Annotated in this window: 19 protein-coding genes and 1 tRNA gene; 8 read left to right on the forward strand and 12 right to left on the reverse strand. The window is 65.3% G+C overall.

Annotation, left to right across the window (positions count from 1 at the left end):
- Positions 1–77: 77 nt before the first annotated feature.
- The 8 genes from rpoN to HQ394_RS08405 all read right to left on the reverse strand — a co-directional run bounded on the left by rpoN (position 78) and on the right by HQ394_RS08405 (position 6,321).
- On the reverse strand, positions 78–1,610 hold the full coding sequence (gene rpoN, locus HQ394_RS08370) for an RNA polymerase factor sigma-54 (protein ID WP_190262852.1): 1,533 nt from the start codon (positions 1,608–1,610) through the stop codon (positions 78–80).
- Between the two features lie 11 nt (positions 1,611–1,621).
- Positions 1,622–2,440, reverse strand: coding sequence for an LPS export ABC transporter ATP-binding protein (gene lptB, locus HQ394_RS08375; RefSeq protein WP_190262853.1), 819 nt, complete (start codon positions 2,438–2,440; stop codon positions 1,622–1,624).
- A gap of 6 nt (positions 2,441–2,446) precedes the next feature.
- A complete protein-coding gene (locus tag HQ394_RS08380) occupies positions 2,447–3,244 on the reverse strand; it encodes an LptA/OstA family protein (RefSeq protein WP_190262854.1) in 798 nt (265 codons plus the stop codon).
- The gene (locus HQ394_RS08385) at positions 3,238–3,402 is read right to left on the reverse strand and encodes a hypothetical protein (RefSeq protein ID WP_190262855.1); all 165 of its coding nucleotides are present in this window, start codon (positions 3,400–3,402) and stop codon (positions 3,238–3,240) included. The genes HQ394_RS08380 and HQ394_RS08385 overlap by 7 nt, the downstream gene beginning before the upstream one ends.
- A 37-nt stretch (positions 3,403–3,439) precedes the next feature.
- Entirely contained in the window at positions 3,440–4,141 is a 702-nt protein-coding gene (lptC, locus tag HQ394_RS08390; RefSeq protein ID WP_190262856.1) for an LPS export ABC transporter periplasmic protein LptC, read from the reverse strand.
- Between the two features lie 96 nt (positions 4,142–4,237).
- The gene (locus HQ394_RS08395; RefSeq protein ID WP_456151567.1) at positions 4,238–5,203 is read right to left on the reverse strand and encodes a KpsF/GutQ family sugar-phosphate isomerase; all 966 of its coding nucleotides are present in this window, start codon (positions 5,201–5,203) and stop codon (positions 4,238–4,240) included.
- Between the two features lie 246 nt (positions 5,204–5,449).
- Positions 5,450–6,112: a ribonuclease D gene (locus HQ394_RS08400; RefSeq protein WP_407644721.1), complete on the reverse strand. Its 663-nt coding sequence runs from the start codon at positions 6,110–6,112 to the stop codon at positions 5,450–5,452.
- Positions 6,113–6,234: 122 nt separating this feature from the next.
- Positions 6,235–6,321: transfer RNA gene (locus HQ394_RS08405), tRNA-Leu, on the reverse strand.
- A gap of 224 nt (positions 6,322–6,545) precedes the next feature.
- Between HQ394_RS08405 and HQ394_RS08410 the strand changes: the two genes are divergently transcribed.
- From HQ394_RS08410 to HQ394_RS08425, 4 genes are all read left to right on the forward strand, one after another.
- A complete protein-coding gene (locus HQ394_RS08410; protein WP_190262858.1) occupies positions 6,546–6,707 on the forward strand; it encodes a hypothetical protein in 162 nt (53 codons plus the stop codon).
- Complete coding sequence (locus tag HQ394_RS08415; RefSeq protein WP_190262859.1) at positions 6,704–7,504, forward strand: metal ABC transporter ATP-binding protein; 801 nt, start codon at positions 6,704–6,706, stop codon at positions 7,502–7,504. Before HQ394_RS08410 ends, HQ394_RS08415 begins: the two co-directional genes overlap by 4 nt.
- A gap of 41 nt (positions 7,505–7,545) precedes the next feature.
- Complete coding sequence (locus HQ394_RS20755; RefSeq protein WP_190263210.1) at positions 7,546–9,336, forward strand: metal ABC transporter solute-binding protein, Zn/Mn family; 1,791 nt, start codon at positions 7,546–7,548, stop codon at positions 9,334–9,336.
- 108 nt (positions 9,337–9,444) lie between these two features.
- A complete protein-coding gene (locus HQ394_RS08425; RefSeq protein ID WP_190262860.1) occupies positions 9,445–10,578 on the forward strand; it encodes a hypothetical protein in 1,134 nt (377 codons plus the stop codon).
- A 44-nt stretch (positions 10,579–10,622) separates the two neighbouring features.
- Here HQ394_RS08425 and HQ394_RS08430 read toward each other — a convergent pair whose 3' ends face one another.
- The 4 genes from HQ394_RS08430 to htpX all read right to left on the reverse strand — a co-directional run bounded on the left by HQ394_RS08430 (position 10,623) and on the right by htpX (position 15,969).
- On the reverse strand, positions 10,623–11,921 hold the full coding sequence (locus HQ394_RS08430; RefSeq protein ID WP_190262861.1) for a methyltransferase domain-containing protein: 1,299 nt from the start codon (positions 11,919–11,921) through the stop codon (positions 10,623–10,625).
- On the reverse strand, positions 11,918–13,519 hold the full coding sequence (locus HQ394_RS08435) for a heparinase II/III family protein (protein WP_190262862.1): 1,602 nt from the start codon (positions 13,517–13,519) through the stop codon (positions 11,918–11,920). The genes HQ394_RS08430 and HQ394_RS08435 overlap by 4 nt, the downstream gene beginning before the upstream one ends.
- A 151-nt stretch (positions 13,520–13,670) precedes the next feature.
- Positions 13,671–15,047: an RsmB/NOP family class I SAM-dependent RNA methyltransferase gene (locus HQ394_RS08440; protein WP_317629024.1), complete on the reverse strand. Its 1,377-nt coding sequence runs from the start codon at positions 15,045–15,047 to the stop codon at positions 13,671–13,673.
- A 49-nt stretch (positions 15,048–15,096) separates the two neighbouring features.
- A complete protein-coding gene (gene htpX, locus HQ394_RS08445; protein WP_190262863.1) occupies positions 15,097–15,969 on the reverse strand; it encodes a zinc metalloprotease HtpX in 873 nt (290 codons plus the stop codon).
- Positions 15,970–16,277: 308 nt separating this feature from the next.
- Between htpX and HQ394_RS08450 the strand changes: the two genes are divergently transcribed.
- The 4 genes from HQ394_RS08450 (at position 16,278) to HQ394_RS08465 (ending at position 19,302) form a co-directional block, all read left to right on the forward strand.
- Complete coding sequence (locus HQ394_RS08450) at positions 16,278–16,481, forward strand: DUF1674 domain-containing protein (RefSeq protein WP_190262864.1); 204 nt, start codon at positions 16,278–16,280, stop codon at positions 16,479–16,481.
- A 135-nt stretch (positions 16,482–16,616) separates the two neighbouring features.
- Positions 16,617–17,261 carry a hypothetical protein gene (locus HQ394_RS08455; protein ID WP_190262865.1) on the forward strand — a complete coding sequence of 215 codons (645 nt, stop codon included), beginning with the start codon at positions 16,617–16,619 and terminating at the stop codon, positions 17,259–17,261.
- Positions 17,258–18,508: a tetratricopeptide repeat protein gene (locus HQ394_RS08460; protein ID WP_190262866.1), complete on the forward strand. Its 1,251-nt coding sequence runs from the start codon at positions 17,258–17,260 to the stop codon at positions 18,506–18,508. Before HQ394_RS08455 ends, HQ394_RS08460 begins: the two co-directional genes overlap by 4 nt.
- A complete protein-coding gene (locus HQ394_RS08465) occupies positions 18,505–19,302 on the forward strand; it encodes a tetratricopeptide repeat protein (RefSeq protein WP_190262867.1) in 798 nt (265 codons plus the stop codon). Before HQ394_RS08460 ends, HQ394_RS08465 begins: the two co-directional genes overlap by 4 nt.
- The last annotated feature ends 194 nt before the right edge of the window (positions 19,303–19,496 follow it).

Consider the following 19,496-nt stretch of genomic DNA (forward strand, 5'->3'; position numbering starts at 1 on the left):
CAGCAATAGTGGGCAACGGCGGCTCACAAGATGGATGACACTAGGCTTCACCAGCAGCACCGTCAAGCGCAACCCGATCATAACCCATCTGCCTTCTGCCGCCGGCGCTGTACCGACGACGGAATCCCCATTGCTTCCCGATACTTGGCGACGGTGCGGCGGGCGATGGCGACTCCTTCGCGCTCCAGGACTTCGGCCAGTGCGTCGTCGGAGAGAATATTGTTCGCCGCCTCGCCATCGATCAATAACTTCAACCGATGCCGCACCGCCTCGGCGGAGTGCGCATCGCCGCCCCGTGATGCTCCTACAGCGTGGGTAAAGAAGTACTTAAGTTCGTAAATGCCGCGCGGGGTGCTGACATACTTGTTGGAGGTCACCCGACTAACCGTGCTCTCGTGCATGCCGATGGCTTCGGCGATGTCACGCAAGACCAGCGGCCGCAGCGATGTGACGCCGTGGACAAAAAATTCCTGCTGTTGCTTGATAATTTCAGTCGCCACTTTAAGGATCGTCGTTGCTCGCTGATGCAGCGATTTTACCAGCCAGTTCGCTGACTGAAGGCAATCGCTGATATACTGCCGGTCCTCGCGGTTACGCGACGTCCGGCTGATTTGGCTGTAGTAGGTATTGTTAACGAGAACACGCGGCAAAGTATCCGGATTCAATTCAACAATCCAACCTCCCGAAGGCTGCTGCCGCATGATCACGTCCGGGATCACCGGTTGGGCGTGGACGTTGTCAAAGGCAAGCGCCGGCTTGGGATTGAGACTGCGAATCTCTTGTGTCTTCGCCACCAGAATATCCTGCGAGACACCGCATACCTTGCACAGGTTCGCCCAATCACAGCGGGCGAGGAGCTCCAGATTGGCAAGAAGCAGTTGCATCGGCTTGTCGAGCGTGCCGCGATCCTGCAGCTGCAGCGTCAGGCATTCGCGCAGGCTGCGGGCAAAAACGCCGGCAGGATCAAACGCCTGCAACCGCAACAGCGTCGATTCGACGCGCACCTCCGTACATCCGAGCGTCTCGGCGACCGCGTCCAGGCTTCCCACCAGGTACCCTGCGTCGTCGAGCATGTCGATGAGGTGAAGGCCGATGATGCGATCGATCGGATCGGAGAACTCCATCGCCATCTGGCTCATCAGGTGGTCCTTCAAGGTCACCTGGGTGGCCAGCATATCCTCGAGATTGGCCTCGTGATCGTCAAAGCTGCCGCTACGCCCGGCTCCCTGGCCGGTGCCGGACGCGCTCAGGCCGGCGAGGCCGGCATCATCGGTGCCCCCGCTTCGAACGCNATCGTCGAAGACATCCACATCGAGGTCGGCCGCGGTAAAGGCCTCGCTGCTGCCATCAAGCGCCGCATCGACGGTGCGCGGTTCGGCGGANNTGCGGGCATCGCTGCCCGCATTGGCGTCCGTCGGGGCATCGTCGATGCCATAGTGGTCGGGCGCCAGTTCGTCCCGCTCCAGCAGCGGATTCTGCTCCAGTTGGGTATCGACGAACGCCTGCAGTTCCAGGCTGGAAAACTGCAGCAGCTTAATCGCCTGCTGCAGCTGCGGCGTCATCACCAGCGACTGGGTTTGGCGTAGATCGAGGCGGGGCGTCAACGCCATGGTGCGACCACTTACCAGCTAAAGCGCTCACCGAGATACACCCGGCGCACCTCCTCATTGCCGACAATCTCGGCTGGGGTCCCCTCCATCAGCACCATCCCATCGTGGATGATATACGCACGATCGATCACGTCGAGTGTTTCGCGAACGTTGTGGTCGGTAATCAGCACACCCAGGCCGCGATCCTTCAAGTGTTTGACCAGATCACGGATTTCGCCGAGGGCGATGGGATCGATGCCAGCGAACGGTTCGTCGAGGAACATGAACTGCGGATGCGCCGCAAGCGCGCNGCGGGCGATTTCCAACCGGCGACGCTCGCCGCCGGAGAGCGCCACCGCCGGACTGGCGCGCACGTGGCTGATGGCGAATTCGTTCAGCAGCGCTTCGAGCACCGCTTGACGCCGCGATTCCGTCTTCTCCGCCACCTCAAGGACCGCCCGGAGATTCTGCTCCACCGAAAGACCACGGAAGATGGACGGTTCCTGCGCCAGGTAGCCGATACCAAGACGGGCCCTTCGGTACATGGGCAGGCTGGTGATGTCGTTGCCGTTGAGCAGCACCCGGCCTTCGTCCGGCGCAACCAGGCCGGTGATCATATAGAAGCAGGTGGTTTTGCCGGCGCCGTTGGGCCCCAGCAGCCCCACCACCTCACCCGGTTGCAGATTCAGGCTGACGCTGCGAACCACCGGACGACGGCCATAGCGCTTGGAGATGTTGACGGCGTACAGTCCGGTGTCGGTAATCGGCCGCTGCTGCAGGGCAAGCGCCGCTCCGCGCCCGGGCCGTTGCGTCGCCCTCTCGCCGCTCACCACCGGCGTGTCATCCGCCATCGGCAATCAACTGCTCTTCGGCGTCGGCACGATCACGCCGCGGACGCGCGCTTTCTTGCCGGTGGCGTTGGCACAGGGAAGGAGCTTGCTAAAACCCGACGCCAGATCGAATTCCGCCCGGCAGCCGTCGAGCACGCTTTCATCGCGGAAGATCTTGACTGAGCCGGTGAACTCCGCCGTGTCACTGTCGCCAAAGTAGCTGCCGCGATCGGCGATGATGCGTTCATCCGGCGTTGTGGCATCGACGTTGCCCTCCGCATCCACCTGCTGGAACTGGCCGCGCGATCCCGCTTTACCGCCGCTGTTCTCCCGCAGGTGCGCGGTGATAACGTCCCCCTTCAGGGTCTGCTGCGGCTGCGCGGCGATGGCATTGCCGTGCGCCACCATCACCCGCGTCGTCCGGTTGTAGTCGATGCGCTCATCGGCAGTGATCACGCCGTCGCCGCTGACTACTTTCACCCGCTCACCCTTCGGCGCACGCGTCAACGTCAGTTGCGTACTCACCATATCGTAGGTGGCGGCGTCGCTGGTGGCCGTCTGCGTCGGCGTGACGATGTTCACCCGGCCAGCCGCATCCAGCCGATAGACCTCGGCACTGCCGTCCGGCTTTTGCCGATAGAAGGCGGTCAGCACGTCGGCGGTCACGGTCAGATCGCCGCGAACGGCGCGAGCATTCTCGCGTGCAACGATCATCTGCCGCGCTCGATCCCACTCGATGCCACCCGTGGAGTCGATATCGATGGGTGGGCTTGGCGCCGCGGCATCGCTACCGGAGGCGGGCGGCGACAACTCCGGTGTCAGCATGGCCGGCGCCGCCGGCTGTGCCGCGACATCGTCTGTCGCTGCAGCGGTGCGGCATCCGCGCCGGTCTGCGCCCGCAGCGCGGTCAGCGGCAACAGCGCGATGCAGGCGGCGTACGCCAGCGGGAGTAGCATGCGGCCACAGTCGTGAAGGCCGGTCATGGCAGGTGCGTCATGGCTGTTCGATCATGGTGTTGCGTTACGGCAGTCTTGGCTGAGCGGAGGTGATGCGCATCCGCGCCGGCCCGTTGACAAAGACGTTCTCGCCGCTGTTGACGATGCGAAAGCCGACCCCATCCACCTTACCGAAGGATGCATAGCCGACCACCGGCTCGGCACCGGTAACCAATCCCTCGTCCAGCTTGATCGTTGCCGTCGAGGTTTCCACCCGATACCCGTTTTCGTCGACGAAGACCACATTGCCGTAAAGATCGACCACCTTCGCATCGGGGTTGTAAACCCCACGATCGGCTGTCAGGTGCACCTTGCGCCCATCGGTCATCGTCATGTCGGAGATTGGCTTGGTCAGGATCATGCCGTCCTGGCCGGCGCCGCTGCCGGCGCTGTCCACTTGTGGCGCCGTGATGGTGAAAGGTCGCCCGAAACGGTCCGTGCCGGTGAAGTGGGCATCCATCGCTGCGTCCCGGTTGGACACGACGTTGTTGGCCGTCGTGATAGCGTTCGACACCTGAACCCGGGTCGTGCTTGGCTTCAGCTCCGGCCAAAGGGCAATGAAGAGAACCACCAGCACCACCACGCCCACAAGACCCCAGCGGGCTACGCGCCGATACGACCGCAGGCGGCGCTCGGCTGCGGCGTCGGTCGAGCGCGACCGTGTCGCCGCGGCGGCCGATGCCCCGCCAAGTGTCTCCCGATGGCTCGCTTGCTTCTCTGCCTTCACCGTCGTCGCTGGCTCCTTTCGCCCTCGGCCGCTGTCACTCCGCCCCCATTCCGCACGCTGCTGCGGCGGCGATTTTACTCCGGATCGGTTGGACGGTCAGACAACGCCGGCGCGCAAACAGTCGTGGAGGTGAACGATACCCACCGGCCGGCCGTCTTCAACGACAAACAGGGTGGTGATCGACCGGCCATTCATGAATCCGAGAGCCTCGCTCGCCAGGGCGTCGGGGCGGATCGCCTTCGGATTGGTGTTCATCACTTCGCTGGCACGCAACTGCAGCAGATTATCCTGCATGTGACGGCGCAAGTCACCGTCGGTGATGACGCCCACCAGCCGGCCGCTCGCCTCATCGACGATGCCGACACAGCCGAATCCCTTCGACGACATGGTCAGCACCACGTCGCTCATCGGTGTATCGCGGCGCGCCAGCGGCAATCCCTCGCCCTTGTGCATGATGGCGCCAACCCGCAACAGCCGGCGACCGAGCTTGCCGCCCGGGTGCAGCACGTGAAAGTCGTCGGCGGAGAAGCCCTTGTGCTCCAGCATCGCCACCGCGATCGCATCGGCCAGCGCCAGCATCACCGTCGTCGACGTGGTGGGGGCAAGCCCCATGGGACAGGCCTCGGGCGTTTCCGGCAGCAGCAGGGTGACGTCTGCAGCGGTGGCAAGGGTACTGCCGGCGCGTCCGGTGATGCCGACCAGCGGGATCTGGTAGAGTTTGGCGAAGTTGACCAGATCGGCCAGTTCCGGCGTCTNCCCTGAATTGGAGAAGGCGATCACCGCGTCGTGGTGGGTGATCATGCCGAGATCACCGTGGCTGGCTTCGGCCGGGTGTACGAAGGTCGACGGCGTTCCGGTGGAGGCAAGCGTCGCCGCCATCTTCCGCGCCACGTGACCGCTCTTGCCCATGCCAGTGACGATCACCCGGCCGGTGACGTCGGTCAGCAGCGCCAGCGCCTGAACGAAGGTATCGTTCAGCGAGCGTGACAGCGCCTCGATTCCGGCCGCCTCAAGTCGCAGCACCCGACGCGCCGATGCGAGGCCGCTCTCCGTCCGATCCACCAGCGAAAGTGCTGCAGTCGTCGTCAAGATATTGTCTCCCTAGAGCTTATATGGTCTTGCATCCGGGGCGGTCGAGGGGCTCTCGCGCTCACGCGCGACCCGGGGCCGCCTCATTCGCAAAGAACGTTCCAACAGTATTAAAGTATGTAGGGCGGAAAAGTGCTGGTCAACATGCCGCCCTTGGCGTGGCGGGTTCCGAATAGGGGTGGCTGTGCTATTTAGGCGCCTGACTGTGCTCTTTATGCGTCAATGCGCGAGAACGTCCACCTCGGCCCAGCCGCCAACATCGAGCCGCGCCCGCGTCGGCAGAAAGCTGAAGCAAGCGGCGGCGAGTTCGCTGCGGCCTTCGCGCGTCAGCATCTCATCCAGTTTCGCCCGAAGCCGGTGCAGGTAGATCACGTCGGCGGCGGCATACTTGAGCTGCTCGTTGCTCAGCGACGCTGCGCCCCAGTCAGAACTCTGCTGCTCCTTCGATAGCTCGACCCCCAGCATCTCGCGACACAGATCCTTGAGGCCGTGGCGGTCGGTGTAGGTGCGCACCAGCTTCGAGGCAATCTTGGTGCAGTAGACCGGCTGGCACACCACGCCCAGGTGGGTTTCCAGCATGGCCACATCGAAGCGGGCGAAGTGAAAGAGCTTGGTAATGGCGGGATCGGCGATCAGCGCCTGCAGGCGCGGTGCCGGGTACGGACCGCGGCCGGCGTCGCGACGGAATGCCGGCGGGAAGTGAACCAGATGGATGGTGCCGCGGCCGTCGGTGAGCTGGACGAGGCAGAGCCGGTCGCGGTGCGGATGCAGGCCGGTGGTCTCGGTGTCGATCGCCACCGCCTCGGCATCGGCGGCAATGGCGTTCTCCGGTAGATCACCTTGATGCAGGAGAATGGATGCGCCGTTGATGGTAAGGCTCACGCGCCGGTCCTTCGTGCTGCCAACGGCACGCCTGGCACCAACGAGGACGTCATCGTCATTGGTTCCGGGAGTGCCGTTATCATCGTTGGCACTGATGGTGTCGTTTTCGTGAATGGCACCGATGGTGCCCAGGAGAAGACTCGAACTTCCACGACCTTGCGGCCACAGGCACCTGAAGCCTGCGCGTCTGCCAATTCCGCCACCTGGGCATGCACGCAACACCATCGCGCATCGCGCCTGAACGTGCGCAATACCTATGCGCCGCCGCCTCGGCTGTCAACGATGATAGGCGCGCGTAGCACCAGGTAAGGGTGACACGCCAGCAAACGTTACAGTATAACATAACCCTTCCCACGCCGCTGCGGTTGGTGTAAGCCGTCTGCTCAACTCTTTCGCGTTTGGACGCGCTAGAAGCGACGCACGGGGCAGGACCATGGCGAAAACGCATGATCATCATGAGGTCGGGTGGCCGACGGGCGCGCCTCGCGGCACCGGCTGGTCACCGCTGCTGGCCGGGCTGGGAACGCGGCTGGCGCTCGCCGGAGGGCTGATCGCGCTGTTGTGGGTCGTCGTCGGCTGGAGCCTGCGCCCATGAGCCACATCGCCAGCGTCGCCGCGCCGATTCTCTCCTTCGACAATGTCACCCTCGGCTACGACCGCCACCCCGCCGTGCATCATCTGAGCGGCTGCGTCCATCGCGCCGATCTTCTTGCCGTCGTCGGCCCCAACGGCGCCGGCAAATCGACCCTGCTCAAGGGCATCGCCGGCTTTCTCCGTCCGCTGGGTGGCAGCATCCGCGGCAAGGGGCTTGGCCGCAAGCACGTCGCCTACCTGCCGCAACAGGCGGAGATCGATCGCGGCTTTCCCTTGGATGTCTTCGATTTTGTCGCCATGGGCCTGTGGCAGCGAATCGGCGCCCTGGGTGGCCTCGGCCGCAGCGGCCGGGCGCAGGTGAGCGATGCGCTGGCTGCTGTCGGCCTGAGCGGATTCGAGCGGCGAACCATCGGCACGCTGTCTGGCGGGCAGATGCAGCGGATGCTGTTCGCCCGGCTGCTGCTCCAGGACGCCCCGCTCATTCTCCTCGACGAACCTTTCACTGCCATCGACACCCGCACCGTCGCCGACCTGATTGCGCTGATCGAGCGCTGGCACGGCGAGCGGCGCACCATTCTCTGCGTTCTCCACGACATGGACCAGGTGCGGGCGCATTTTCCGCACGCGCTGCTGCTCGCCCGCACGCCCGTCGCCTGGGGTGCCACCGACGAGGTGCTGACCGAGACCAACCTGACGCGCGCGCGTCAGTTGTGCGAGGCCTGGGACGAAACGGCGCTGGTCTGCGCCCCGGCGACAACGCGTCGGCAACAACCGCGCAAAGGAGCGCACCCGGCGTGATCGTCGATATCCTCGTCGCCCCGTTCACCGATTATGCGTTCATGCGCCGGGCGCTGGCCGGCTGCCTGGCGCTTTCCCTCGGCGCTGCGCCGGTGGGGGTGTTCCTGATGCTGCGGCGGATGAGCCTGATCGGCGACGCCATGGGCCACGCCATCCTTCCCGGCGCTGCTGTCGGCTTCCTCGTCGCCGGCCTGTCGCTGCCGGCGATGACCCTGGGCGGCCTCGTCGCCGGCCTCGTCGTGGCATTGCTCGCCGGTGTCATCGCCCGTGTGACGGTGCTGCGCGAGGATGCGAGCCTGGCGGCATTCTACCTGATTTCGCTGGCATCTGGCGTGCTGATTGTCTCCGTCCATGGCAGCAACGTCGATCTGCTGCACGTGCTGTTCGGCAGCGTCCTCGCCCTTGATGACGCGGCGGTGCTGCTGATCGCCGCCATCGCCACGCTGACGCTGCTGACGCTGGCGCTGATCTACCGGCCGCTGGTGCTGGAGTGCCTCGATCCGCAGTTTCTTCGCTCGGTGAGCCGGCTGAGCACGCCGGTACACTTCGCCTTCCTGCTCCTCGTCGTCCTCAATCTCGTGGGCGGCTTCCAGGCGTTGGGAACGCTGATGGTGGTGGGCCTGATGATCCTTCCCGCGGCGGCGGCGCGCTTCTGGGCCCGGGAGGTGAGCGGCATGATCGCCATCGCCATGCTGATCGCCTTCGCCGCCAGCGTCGCCGGCCTGCTGCTCTCCTACTGGGGCAATGTCGCCTCGGGACCGGCGATCATTCTCGTTGCCGGTGGCGCTTACGTCGTCTCCATGCTGGGCGGCCCGGTGGGCAGTGTCNNATCGCCGGCCGGCTACCGCGGCCGCATCTCAGAGGTTGATCGAGGGAGAGTGATGATGAAACCCAGGCGCTTCCTGTTCACGATCTTCGCCATGGTCGCCGTTCTCGGCCTCACCGCGATACCAATGGCCAGGGCGGCGGAGCCAGCGGTCAAGGCGATCGCCAGCTTCAGCATCCTGGGCGACATGGTGCGCCAAGTGGGGGCNGAACGGGTACAGGTGATCACCCTCGTCGGACCCGACGGTGACGCGCACGTCTACCAGCCGACCCCGGCCGATGCGAAGAACGTCGCCGCCGCCACGATCGTCTTCGTCAACGGCCTCGGCTTCGAGGGCTGGATCGACCGGCTGATCAAGGCCGCCGGCTTCAAAGGGCCGGTGATCGTCGCCAGCAAGGGCGTTGCCCCGCTGACAATGGCCGCAGAGGAAGATGAAGTCGGCACCACGCATGCGAAGGGGAATGAACACGATCACAACACGATTGACCCGCACGCTTGGCAAAGCTTGGCCAATGGCGCCATCTACGTGCGCAATATCGCTGACGCCATGGTTGCCATCGATCCCGCCGGTGCCAGCCTCTATCGCGCCAACGCCGAGCGCTATCTGGCAGCGATAGCCAGCCTCGACCAGGAAGTGCGTATCACCATCGCCAGCCTGCCGGCCGACCGGCGCACCATCATCACCTCACACGACGCCTTCGGCTACTTCGCCCAGGCCTACGACATGACCTTCCTCGCCCCGGAGGGTGTCAGCACCGAGGCGGAGGCGTCGGCACGGGACGTAGCACGGCTGATCAGGCAGATCCGAACGCAGAAGATCCCGGCGGTGTTCATGGAGAACGTCACCGATCCGCGGTTGATCGAGCAGATTCGCCGCGAAACCGGTGCGACCATCGGCGCGACGCTGTATTCCGATGCTCTCTCGCCGCCCGACGGCTCCGCCGCCACCTACCTCGCCATGTTCCGCCACAACGTCGCCGCCTTGACCCAGGCACTGGCGATGTGAGCAAGGGTTGCCTTGGCTGCGAGAGTCGTTCGCATTATCCTGTACCCTGTATGGAACCTATGACAGTGGAACCTTCTGGGCAGGCGAAACGCGGATAGGCAGCAAGCGATGGACCAACGCGTCATCAAGGTGTTCATGTCCTCGCCGTCGGACGTGCCCGACGAGCGCCGGACCATTGCGCAACTGGTGGCCGAGATCAACGACATGCTCGAATATCTCGGCCCGCGCGACACGCCGCTGAAGCTGCAACTGTTACGCTACGAAACGGACACCTACCCCGATTACGGCCAGCCGCAAGCGGTGGTCAACCGGCAGATGGACGATGATTTTCACATTTTCATCGGCATCATGTGGGCAAGATGCGGAACCAGGACCGCGCACGCCGAGAGCGGCACCATCGAGGAGTTCGATCGGGCGCTGGAACGCCGCAAGCAAAGCAACCTGCCACGGCTGATGTTCTATTTCTGCGACGAGCCGATGCCGATCCCTGATCTTGAGGGGGTGGCGCAACTGGAAAAGGTGGTGAAGTTTCGCCATCGGCTGGCTTCGGAAGGCCTAACCGGCCGCTACGCCACCCATGCTGATTTTCGCGACGTGGTCCGTGGCGGCCTGTTGCGGGCCATACACGATATTATCGAAAACAAGGATAGTCTGAAGCAGGTTGGCCAGGTCGATCGAAGCGAGGCTCTGGGCGAAGCCGACCGCAAGGGGATGCTGGACCTTGCCGCGAACTACGACAAATTGCGCCGCGACAACGAGGGCGGCTCGGCGCGAACGAGCCTGATGGCGGCGCTGTTCTCGAAAATGAACGGCCGCGCCGCATCGGTACGGCCGATGCTGGCCGAATTGCAGGTGAGCCCAAGCCCCGGAGAACGTCTGGCAGCGATCGCCATTCTGCAGATGTTCCCGGCTAGTGAGCATCTCATGTGGCTGGCCGAGCGACTCGATCCGGATCTTGAACGGCCCTTTGTCGGCTTTCAGGCCGCAGTTGCCCTGCGCCACGCGGTCCAGATCCTGCCAGCGTCCCTCTGCACCCTGATGCAATCCGCCATCCACACCGCCAGCGAACTGGGGAACCGCAATCCGGACGACAAGCCCCGGCTGAAGGTGCTTGAAGCGGCACAGCACGATCTGGAGCTAAAGTGCGCAGCCGCGACCACGGCTCGTCTCCCGAACGCCACGACCGCGCCGGTTGCTGCCGATGGCAACGCCGCAGCGCCAACACCCGTCGCAGCAAACTGATGCCACCCCGATAGGGTTTTTAAGGCAGGCAGCAGCAACAGCACTCAGAGCACCCTTGGTTCCGGCAGGGGCACCACGAAGCGGCCGCCGATGGTCCGGAAACGCTCGTGGCGGGACATGATGCTGTCGGCAAAGTTCCAGGCGAAGAGCAGCAGGTAGTCCGGCCGCTGGTCGTAGAGAGCTTGGCTGTCGCAAATAGGAATGTGGAGACCGGGCGTATAGAGCCCCTGCTTCGCCGGCGTGTCGTCGATGACGAAGTCGAGAACACTGCGGTCGACGCCCAGATGGTGCAGCAGCGTCGTCGAGCAGGCGGTGGCGCCGTAACCGGCGATACGGGCACCGGTGGACTTGAGCTGATTCAGCATCGACGCCAGCGCCGTGCGCGAGCGGTCGATGCGCGCAGCAAAGCTGGCGAGGTTTTCAGCGCTGCCAAGACCGATCGCTTCCTCTTCCGCCAACAGGGCATCGACCGAGGCGTCAGTGGGATAAGGGCCGCCCAGACGCTGGGCGATGCCGCGCAGGCTGCCACGATGCGACGGCGTCCGTTCGACGGCGATCAGTTCCAGGTCATTGGCGGCGAGGAAGGGCACCAGCGGCCGCAAGGCATGATAATCGAGCAGCCGGTGGGTAATGCTGTCGTAGGCGCCCTGGCGAATGATGTCACCGAGGTACGGCACCTCGAAGGCGAAGATGCCGTCGCGAGCGAGCAACAGGCTCACCCCTTCCAGCAGTTCGCTCAGATCCTCTGCCTGGGCAAAGGCCATCTGCGCGATCACGTAGGCGGCACGGCCGCGTTCTTCCTCGATCCGTTCGGCAATAGNCGGTGAGAAAAAGCCGGCATGGGTGCGAATGCCGCGGGCCACCGCCTGACCGGCCAAGTTGGCCGCAGGTTCGCTCCCCTGCACCCGACGCCCCGCATCCTCGAAGGCCTTGAGCAGGGTGCCATCGTTACAGCCGACCTCGACCACGAGCACATCCCTGCCGCTGGGGTAACGTTCCACCAACTGGCGGGCAAAGGCGCGCAGGTGCGCCACCATGATCGGAGAGCCGCCGTGCGCATCGGTGTTGCGGGTAAACAGCCGGAAACGATCGACGATGGACAACAACTGCACATGGCCGCAACTGCGGCAGCGGCCGAGTTCCAAGGGCAGGCGGGGATCGTCGTTCGCCAGCTCATCCGGCCCGACAAAGGCATGGGCAATCGGTGTCGGCGCCAGAGTCACCGCGGCGGTAAGATCGGTGTTGCCGCACAGACTGCAGCGACGCCGATCGTGATACACCACGCCGGCCGTGGCAGGTACGGTCGCCGCCAGCGGCAAGGGTGGCTCGTCGTCGACGCTCATTGCAATCCGCCCTGGCGTTTAAACGCCCATTTGATTCGTGTGCCCTCGCCAGCGACCTCGCCGGCGACGACGATCTGGCGGATCTTCTGCGGTATGTCGGAGCGGCCGAGATAGGTGCTGTCTTCGAGGGCGATGGTGCCGCCCACCGCCATGAAGCGCCAGCCGCCGCCCGGGGTGCGCAACAGCACCGCCCGCCCCTCATCCGCCATCGTCGCCTGCACGTCCGAGTGCAGGTGAAACCGTACCTTGAACCGCTGCCCACCCTTGCCTTTACCGGTCAGGGCGTCCTCGCCGCGAAGGTCGCAGCCGGTGGCATCAAGATAAATGCGCCGCGCATGGGTGAGACCAAAGCGCGGCCGGTAGCCATCGTGCTTGGCGTCCAGCCAGACGGCGCCATCGGTTTCCTGCCGATCGGCCTCGATGCGTGGCCGCCTGGCGCGCCGCCACAGCTTGTCGGCCAGTTCAGCGGCGTTGGTCTCATCGACTGTCAGCGTCGAATGCGCAGCGGTGGAGCGAACGGCGCTGCGCCAGCGGTCATCGTCACCGACGAAGCCACCGCAGTTGACGACGATGCGGTCACGGCCGTCGCTCATCTCGAAAGCAAGCAAGCCGGCGTGACCACGGAAGTGCTGTGGCGGTGGCGGCGGCCCCACGTCGGCAATGATGAGGGTACGCCCCGCTGCCATGCGGGTGTAACGACTATCGGGCATACCAGCAGGCGGACGTTCCACGGTGTTACTCGCCACGAGAACAGTGTCGATCAGACTGCGCGACAGTTCCTTGGCGCCGTGAAACAGTGCCAGGCGACCATCGCCATGGCGAAAAGCTCGCAAGATCGGTGCCATACGCTCGATGGCGCCGGTAAGCGTCGGCGGCACTGGCTTCTCCGCCACGCTCAGCGCCGAGCGGATATCGATCAGGTCGCGCAGCACCGCAAGCTGCAGCATCGGATTGCGCGATAGGTGGCCGCCGTCGTCGACAATCTGTCGTTCGAGGTAGCGGTCGAGTTCAGTCAGCGGCCGGGCAAGTTCACCGATCCGCAGGCACAGGGCGGCGGCGATTCGGCCCACGACGGTGGCGAGCGTCCGCGGATCGGCGGGCGAACTGCCGCCACAGCGGACCAGATGCCGTACCTGCTCGCCAAGCGATTCGAGGAAGGCGCGCTTGAACCCGGGACTGACGTTGGCGAGGAGAAAGTCGCCGGCGGCCAGCCAACAGGCGACGCGACGGCCGAGCACCCACGGCTCCCAGGCGGGTGAGGTCCAGCGACGGTTGGTGGCGATCCAGCCACTCACCAACTCGCGGGCGCGCTCGCGCGCCGCCTCGCTGCCGGCGGCGCGCAGGTCGGCCAGCCAGGCGAAGTCGTGCATCGCTTCGGCCAGCGCCGCCCCAGGCGGCAGCACCGACCATGGCATGCGATTAAAGGGAAACTGGCGCCCGGCAAGGAGAAAGCCGCCGCCAATAATGGCCGTCGCCTGATCCGGATCGCCCAGCGCCGGCGAGGGGAACACGAATCCGAGATCCTCGGGCGCCGTGCCCCGCAGGGTCAGGCGATGGAGGGGCGACCGGTAATACAATCCGGCAAGCGGCACTCCCATCGAGATCCCTTTATTCTTTACGCGAACCCGGGAACGGTCTGGCGGTCGGCACGCGACAATGATACCTCGCGGTCGTCCGCTCGCGCCGGTCTGCCGGTCTTGTGTGTGCGTTTTTGCTATCAGCTTGGCTTGCGCGAGGCAAGGGTAGTGGTTACGGCAGCGCCAGGGATGGTCGCAAACGCAGCCGCGCGGCATAGAAACCATCCATGCCGCCCAGTTCGGCGAGGTGACAGGGCAGCACCCGCAGGTCGCCGTCGGCGGTGAGCAGTTCGGTCAAACCGCGGACGTCGCCGGCATCAATCGGTTCCCGTTCAATATCCGGGCAGCTGGCAAGCACGGCGTTGACCACGCCCGGCCCCTCCTCCGGTTGCAGCGAACAGACGCAGTAGACCAGCCGCCCGCCTGACTGCAGGAAGGTCAATGCATGCCGGAGCAGTCGCTCCTGGATGCTGGCAAGGCTCGCCACTTCCGCCGCCGACTTTAGCCAAGCGATGTCGGGATGGCGGCGAATCGTGCCGGTGGCCGAACAGGGAACGTCGAGCAGGATGCCCGCCACCGGCGCCTCCGGCTGCCAGGTCGCCACATCAGCGCAGACACTCTCCGCCGCCAAGCCGAGGCGACGCAAATTGTCGTTCAGCCGCGCCAGCCGCGCCGGCGAACGATCGACGGCAATCACCCGTGCCCCGGCCTGCGCCAGTTGCGCCGTCTTGCCACCCGGTGCGGCACAGAGATCGGCGATGCTCTGGCCCTGCACCGCGCCGAGGAAGGTCGCCGGAATCGCCGCCGCCGCGTCCTGCACCCACCAGGCGCCTTCGGCGAATCCCGGCAGCTCCGGGATCGGACCATGCGCCACGCTGCGAAGGGTTCCGGTCGGCAGCCGCGTCGCCCCCAGCCGCGCCAGCAGCGACGCATCCGCGTTGCACCGTGGGGTGAGGTCGAGCGGCGCCTCCTGCAGGTGTGCGGAGGCGATGGCCCGGCAATGCTCTTCGCCGTAGGCGGCGGACCAGGACTGCCACAGCCACGTCGGCGTGTTCAGGCGTGCCGCATCCTGGCCGGCAGCCAGGGCGGCCGCCTCGCCGGCAAGGCGGCGCAGCACCGCGTTGACAAAGGGGGCGTGCGCCAGATGCCCGCGATGACGGCAGAGATCGACACTGCTGTCCACCGCCGCATGTGCCGGCGTCGCGAGGAACACGAGTTGGCAGACACCGAGTCGGAGGATGTGACGGACCAGGGCGGCGCGGGCCGGCAGTGGCCGGGCCAGGGCATGGTCGATCATGGCATCGATCTGCCCCAGGCGACGCAGCGTGGTGGCACTCAGGTGGCGTGCAAAGGCACGGTCGCGCCCATCCAAGCGGGCGACACCCGGATGCCGCTCGAACGCCTCGTCGAGGGGCTGTTGGCGATCGAGGACGCTGGTGAGCAGGTCGAAGGCAATGGTGCGCGGCGTCGACGGCCTTCGCGCACCAGCACGGGCGTCGCCACCGGCGTTGCCTCCGGCGCGACCATTGGGGCGGGGCAAGACGCTCACCCGCGTCGCGTGGCGTCAGTGATGACGGAGAAACAGCGGACGCTCAGGATCAGCCCCATGGGCCGGCGGCGCCGGCGCGCGACGACATCTCGCGCAGGGCGCGAATGCGGTTCTCGGTGTTGGGATGGGTGGAAAACAGGTTGTCCATCGACCGTCCATGCAAGGGATTGATGATGAACATATGCGCCGTTGCCGGATTCTGTTCCGCCTGCGGATTGTCCACGCGCTTCGACGCGCTCTCCAGCTTCCCCAGAGCCGAGGCAAGCCACAGCGGATGGCCGCAGATTTCGGCGCCGAGACGATCGGCGGAGTACTCGCGGGTGCGCGAGATGGCGAACTGCACCAACCCGGCGGCGAGCGGCGCAACCAGCATCAGCAGAATATTGACCAGCGGGTTGCCACCGCTTTCGCCGTCACGATTGCCGAACAATGCCGAAAAACCGGCGATGTTGACCACCGCACCGATGGCGCCGGCGATGGTGGCGGTGATGGTCATGATCAGGGTGTCGCGGTTCTTGATATGGCCGAGTTCGTGCGCCAGGACCCCAGCCAGCTCCTGATGATTGAGCAGCTTAAGCAGGCCGCTGGTGGCGGCAACCGCGCCGTGCTCGGGATTGCGACCGGTGGCAAAGGCATTCGGCTGCGCCGTATCGATGACATAGACCTTCGGCATCGGCAGCTGCGCCCGGTGCGCTAGTTGTTCCACCAAGCCATAGAATTCCGGTGCCGTGCGCCCGTCCACCTCCTGAGCACCATACATGCGGAGAACGAACTTGTCGGAATTCCAGTAGGCGAACAGGTTTGTTCCGATAGCGAAGACGAGACCGAGGATCATTCCTTGCTGGCCACCGAGCAAAAAGCCGATAACCAGGAACAGCGCCGTGAGGGCGGCCAGCAACATCCCGGTTCGGAGCATTCCCATCGCTACATTATCCTCGTTGATCCCGCTCATCGGCGCTTCGCGCTCGCCAATATAGTATTAATCGCCGCCTCGAACCGGGACAAGGGAGGGCGACTTGAATTGTTGGCCAACGATGGCTTCGACAACGGACAATGGCACGAATGCGGGCCGCCTGTCACCGCCGCCGGCAGCGCTGCCAGGGGCGAAGCAAGAGTGGATTCCGTAGCAGCGTGCCGCTGCCCTGCTATGATAGAGTTGCTTGTTCGATATGCCCGACGGGTCGCTTGAGTAAGGTACCGAAGACGGGTCGTTAACAAGGAAACCCGCAGATGAACACTGAGGCCGCCAAATCGGCTCCAACCGAGACCGTAACTGCAAGTGTGGCTGAGCCGGCAGATGACTGTCAGGCTGCGCCGCCGCCACCGCCGCCCTCCGATGGCAGCGAGGGCAACGAAGAGGTTGGTGGCCCTTCAGGACCTGAGCCGACCCGTTTCGGCGACTGGGAACGCAAAGGACGCTGCATCGACTTCTAGCGCATCGGCGCATCGGGCGGCGGCCAACTTCCGCCACCGCGACCTGTCAGGACTGTGGCCATCCCATTGCAGTCCTGACAGGCCGCGGTGGCGGTGGGAGCGTGTGGGTTCGTCTAATGGTCTGGAGCGCCTGGGATGCAAACGCCTGAAACAAGACCCGCTGCACAGAAGACTTTCCTCCTCCTGACTGCACGCGGACCGGTGGTGATTGCCACTGCGCATGCGGCGGCAACAGATATCGAACTTCTCGGCAAGCTGGCGATCAAGGGCATCGACAAGTTCATTGCCTTCGCGATTCCAGGCGAGTTGGCGCAAGACCGTTACGGCGACCGCCTGAACTCGGCCGCCGCCAGCCAGCAGCCGGAGAACGATCCGCACATCGTCGACGACGACGGCGAGCGGATCTACGCCTTGCTTCCCTTCCACCAGCTCGGCAGCGCGGTGGTCCACGACAGCCGCGGCAGCGTGGCTGTCGCCGATTCGGTCGAAGCACTGGCAAATCCCCAGCCCACGCCCGTCGACTTCCGCCCCTGGCCGCCTGTCGGCGCCAAGCTCACCGGCGGCCGCCGCTTCGAGATCATGATCGCCGACCTTCTCGGTGACGACAGCGATCGCTCGCGCGTCTTTCGCCTCTCGGAAGTTCTCAAGGGCGTCCCTGGGGTGAAAGCGCAGCGAGCCAACCAGCCGCTGTTCATCGCCACCAACGGCAACCGGACGGAAGCTCAGGCAGCGGCGATCGTACCGGCCGCCACCTGCTGCGCGATTCCTATGCCGACGTGATGCTCTGGGGACAGGTGCATCCCGGGGGTACGGTGCGCCTGCGCTTCCTGTCAGCAGCGGTCACCCCCTTCGGCACCTTGCGCACCTACCGGCCGCCGGTGGACAGCCTCGAATTACCCGCCGACTTCGACGCCGATTTCGCCTCGCTCATCTGTGTCGCAGCGCTGGCTTTCGTCGATCCGGCAACCGAAGCCCAGGCCCGCGACTTGGTGGCCATGCTGACACCGGCGGTGGAGGAGTGCGAGCGGCTGCTGCCGCAACTGGCATCGCGGCTGTCGCCGGCGGCGCTGATCCGTGCCCGGACATCCATCGGTATGGCCTGGCTGGCGATCGGCCGCTCGGCGCAGACGGCGGAACTCCTCGACAAGGCCGTCGACCACTTAAAGGACGTGCTCGCCTTGGTCTCGCCGACGGAAGAGGCGGAGCTGTGGGCGGCGACGTCGAACGTCCTCGGCAACGCCCTGCGACTGCTGGGTGAATTCCGTCAGCAACCGGCGCTGATCGAGGCAGCAAAGAACGCCTACGTGATGGCGCAGACGGTGTTTACCAAGGACGCCCAGCCGCTCTACTGGGCGATGGTGGAAAATAATCGCGGCACCGCCTTGTCGTCGCTGGATCACGTCAGTGGTGACGCCCGGAACTGTGAAGCGGCGGTAGCCGCCTATCGCGCGGCGCTCGCCATCATGACCAGGGAGCGTCTGCCCGTTTCGTGGGCGATGACGCAGAATAACCTCGGCATCGCCCTGCGCGGCTGGGGCGAGCACCGGTTCAATGTCGACGTGCTGCGCGAGGCGCTGGCAACCCATCTGGCCGCGCTCGAAGAGCTGACCCGGGCGAGGCTGCCGCTGCACTGGGCGAAGACGCAGACCCATCTGGCCGCGGCCTACCGCGCTTTGGGCGACCGCAGTGGCGACGCGCAGAGCCTTGAGCATGCGATCGTCGCCTACGAACAGGCGCTGGAGGTGTTTGCCCGTGACCGTTACGCCGCCGAATGGGCACACGTGCAGAACGGGCTCGGCATGGCGCTGGCGGCACTCAGCACCCGTGTCGGCCGGGATGACGCCATCGACCAGGCGGTAACCGCCTTGCGCCGGGCGCTCGACGTCTTCAACCGCGAGCATTTCCCCCTCGAGTGGGCACAAACGAAGATCAACCTCGGCGACGCGCTGCGCATCATGGCCGAACACAGCGACGCGACGGCCCCCTCGACGAGGCGGTCGCCGCCTACCGTGCGGCACTGGAGGTGATTTCCCGTCACCGCCGGCCGATCGACTGGGCGAAAACGCAGAACAGCCTCGGGGCGACGCTCTCCAGCCTCGGCAGCCGGGAGGAAGGAACCCGCCACCTGGAGGAGGCACTCGCCGCCTACAGGGCCGTCCTCGACGTCTATACCCGCGAAGACATGCCGCTCAGCTGGGCGATGACCCAAAACAATCTCGGCCTTGCCCTGCTGACGCTTGCCAAGCGCGAGCACGGCAGCAGCCGGGTCAGGCAGGCGATCACCGCCCATCGTGCGGCGCTGCAGGTGTTCACGCGCGAACGGCTGCCGGTGGAGTGGGCAGCGACGCAACACGACCTGGGTGTGGCGCTTCGCCTCCAGGGCGAGCGGGAAATGGGGGTGCAAAGCCTGCAGGAGGCGGTTGCCGCCTTCCGCGCCGCGCTGCAGGAGCGGACACGCGACCGCCAGCCGCTGGCATGGTCGATGACCCAGCACAATCTCGGCCAGGCGCTGCAGACGTGGGGTGAACGCGAAGGCAGCGTCGAGCGTCTCAACGATGCGGCAGCCGCCTATCGCGCCGCCCTCGACCCTCACTTCCGCGAGCGCCTGCCGGTGTCCTGGGCACTCAGTGAGGTGGGTCTGGGGGCGACCCTGGCCAGTCTGGCCGACCGGCTGCGCGATCCGTCGAAGCTGCGCGAGGCTGCCGCCGCCTTTCGCACTGCGCTCGACACCTTCCAGCGCGTCGGCGCCGACCAGCAGGCCAGCATCACCCGGCGTCGGCTGCGGGCGTTGGAAAAGCAGCTCGAACCGCAGCACGTGTAAGTCGCAACGAGTTTCACCCGGCGGGTGCGCGGCAACAGCTCGGCCGCATTGCGAGCGCCACTTGGCCGCAACCGCACCTCTGCCCTGCCCGCCGCATCGTTGCCGCTTACTCCATCGGCAATTCGTCGGAAACACGCAAGATCCCAGGAACGGTCATGGCGAGGTTGATTTTTCCAGCGTCTGCTATACCGAGC

Origin of the sequence: Defluviicoccus vanus, from assembly GCF_014672695.1 — a bacterium.
Classification (GTDB): domain Bacteria; phylum Pseudomonadota; class Alphaproteobacteria; order Rhodospirillales; family Defluviicoccaceae; genus Defluviicoccus; species Defluviicoccus vanus.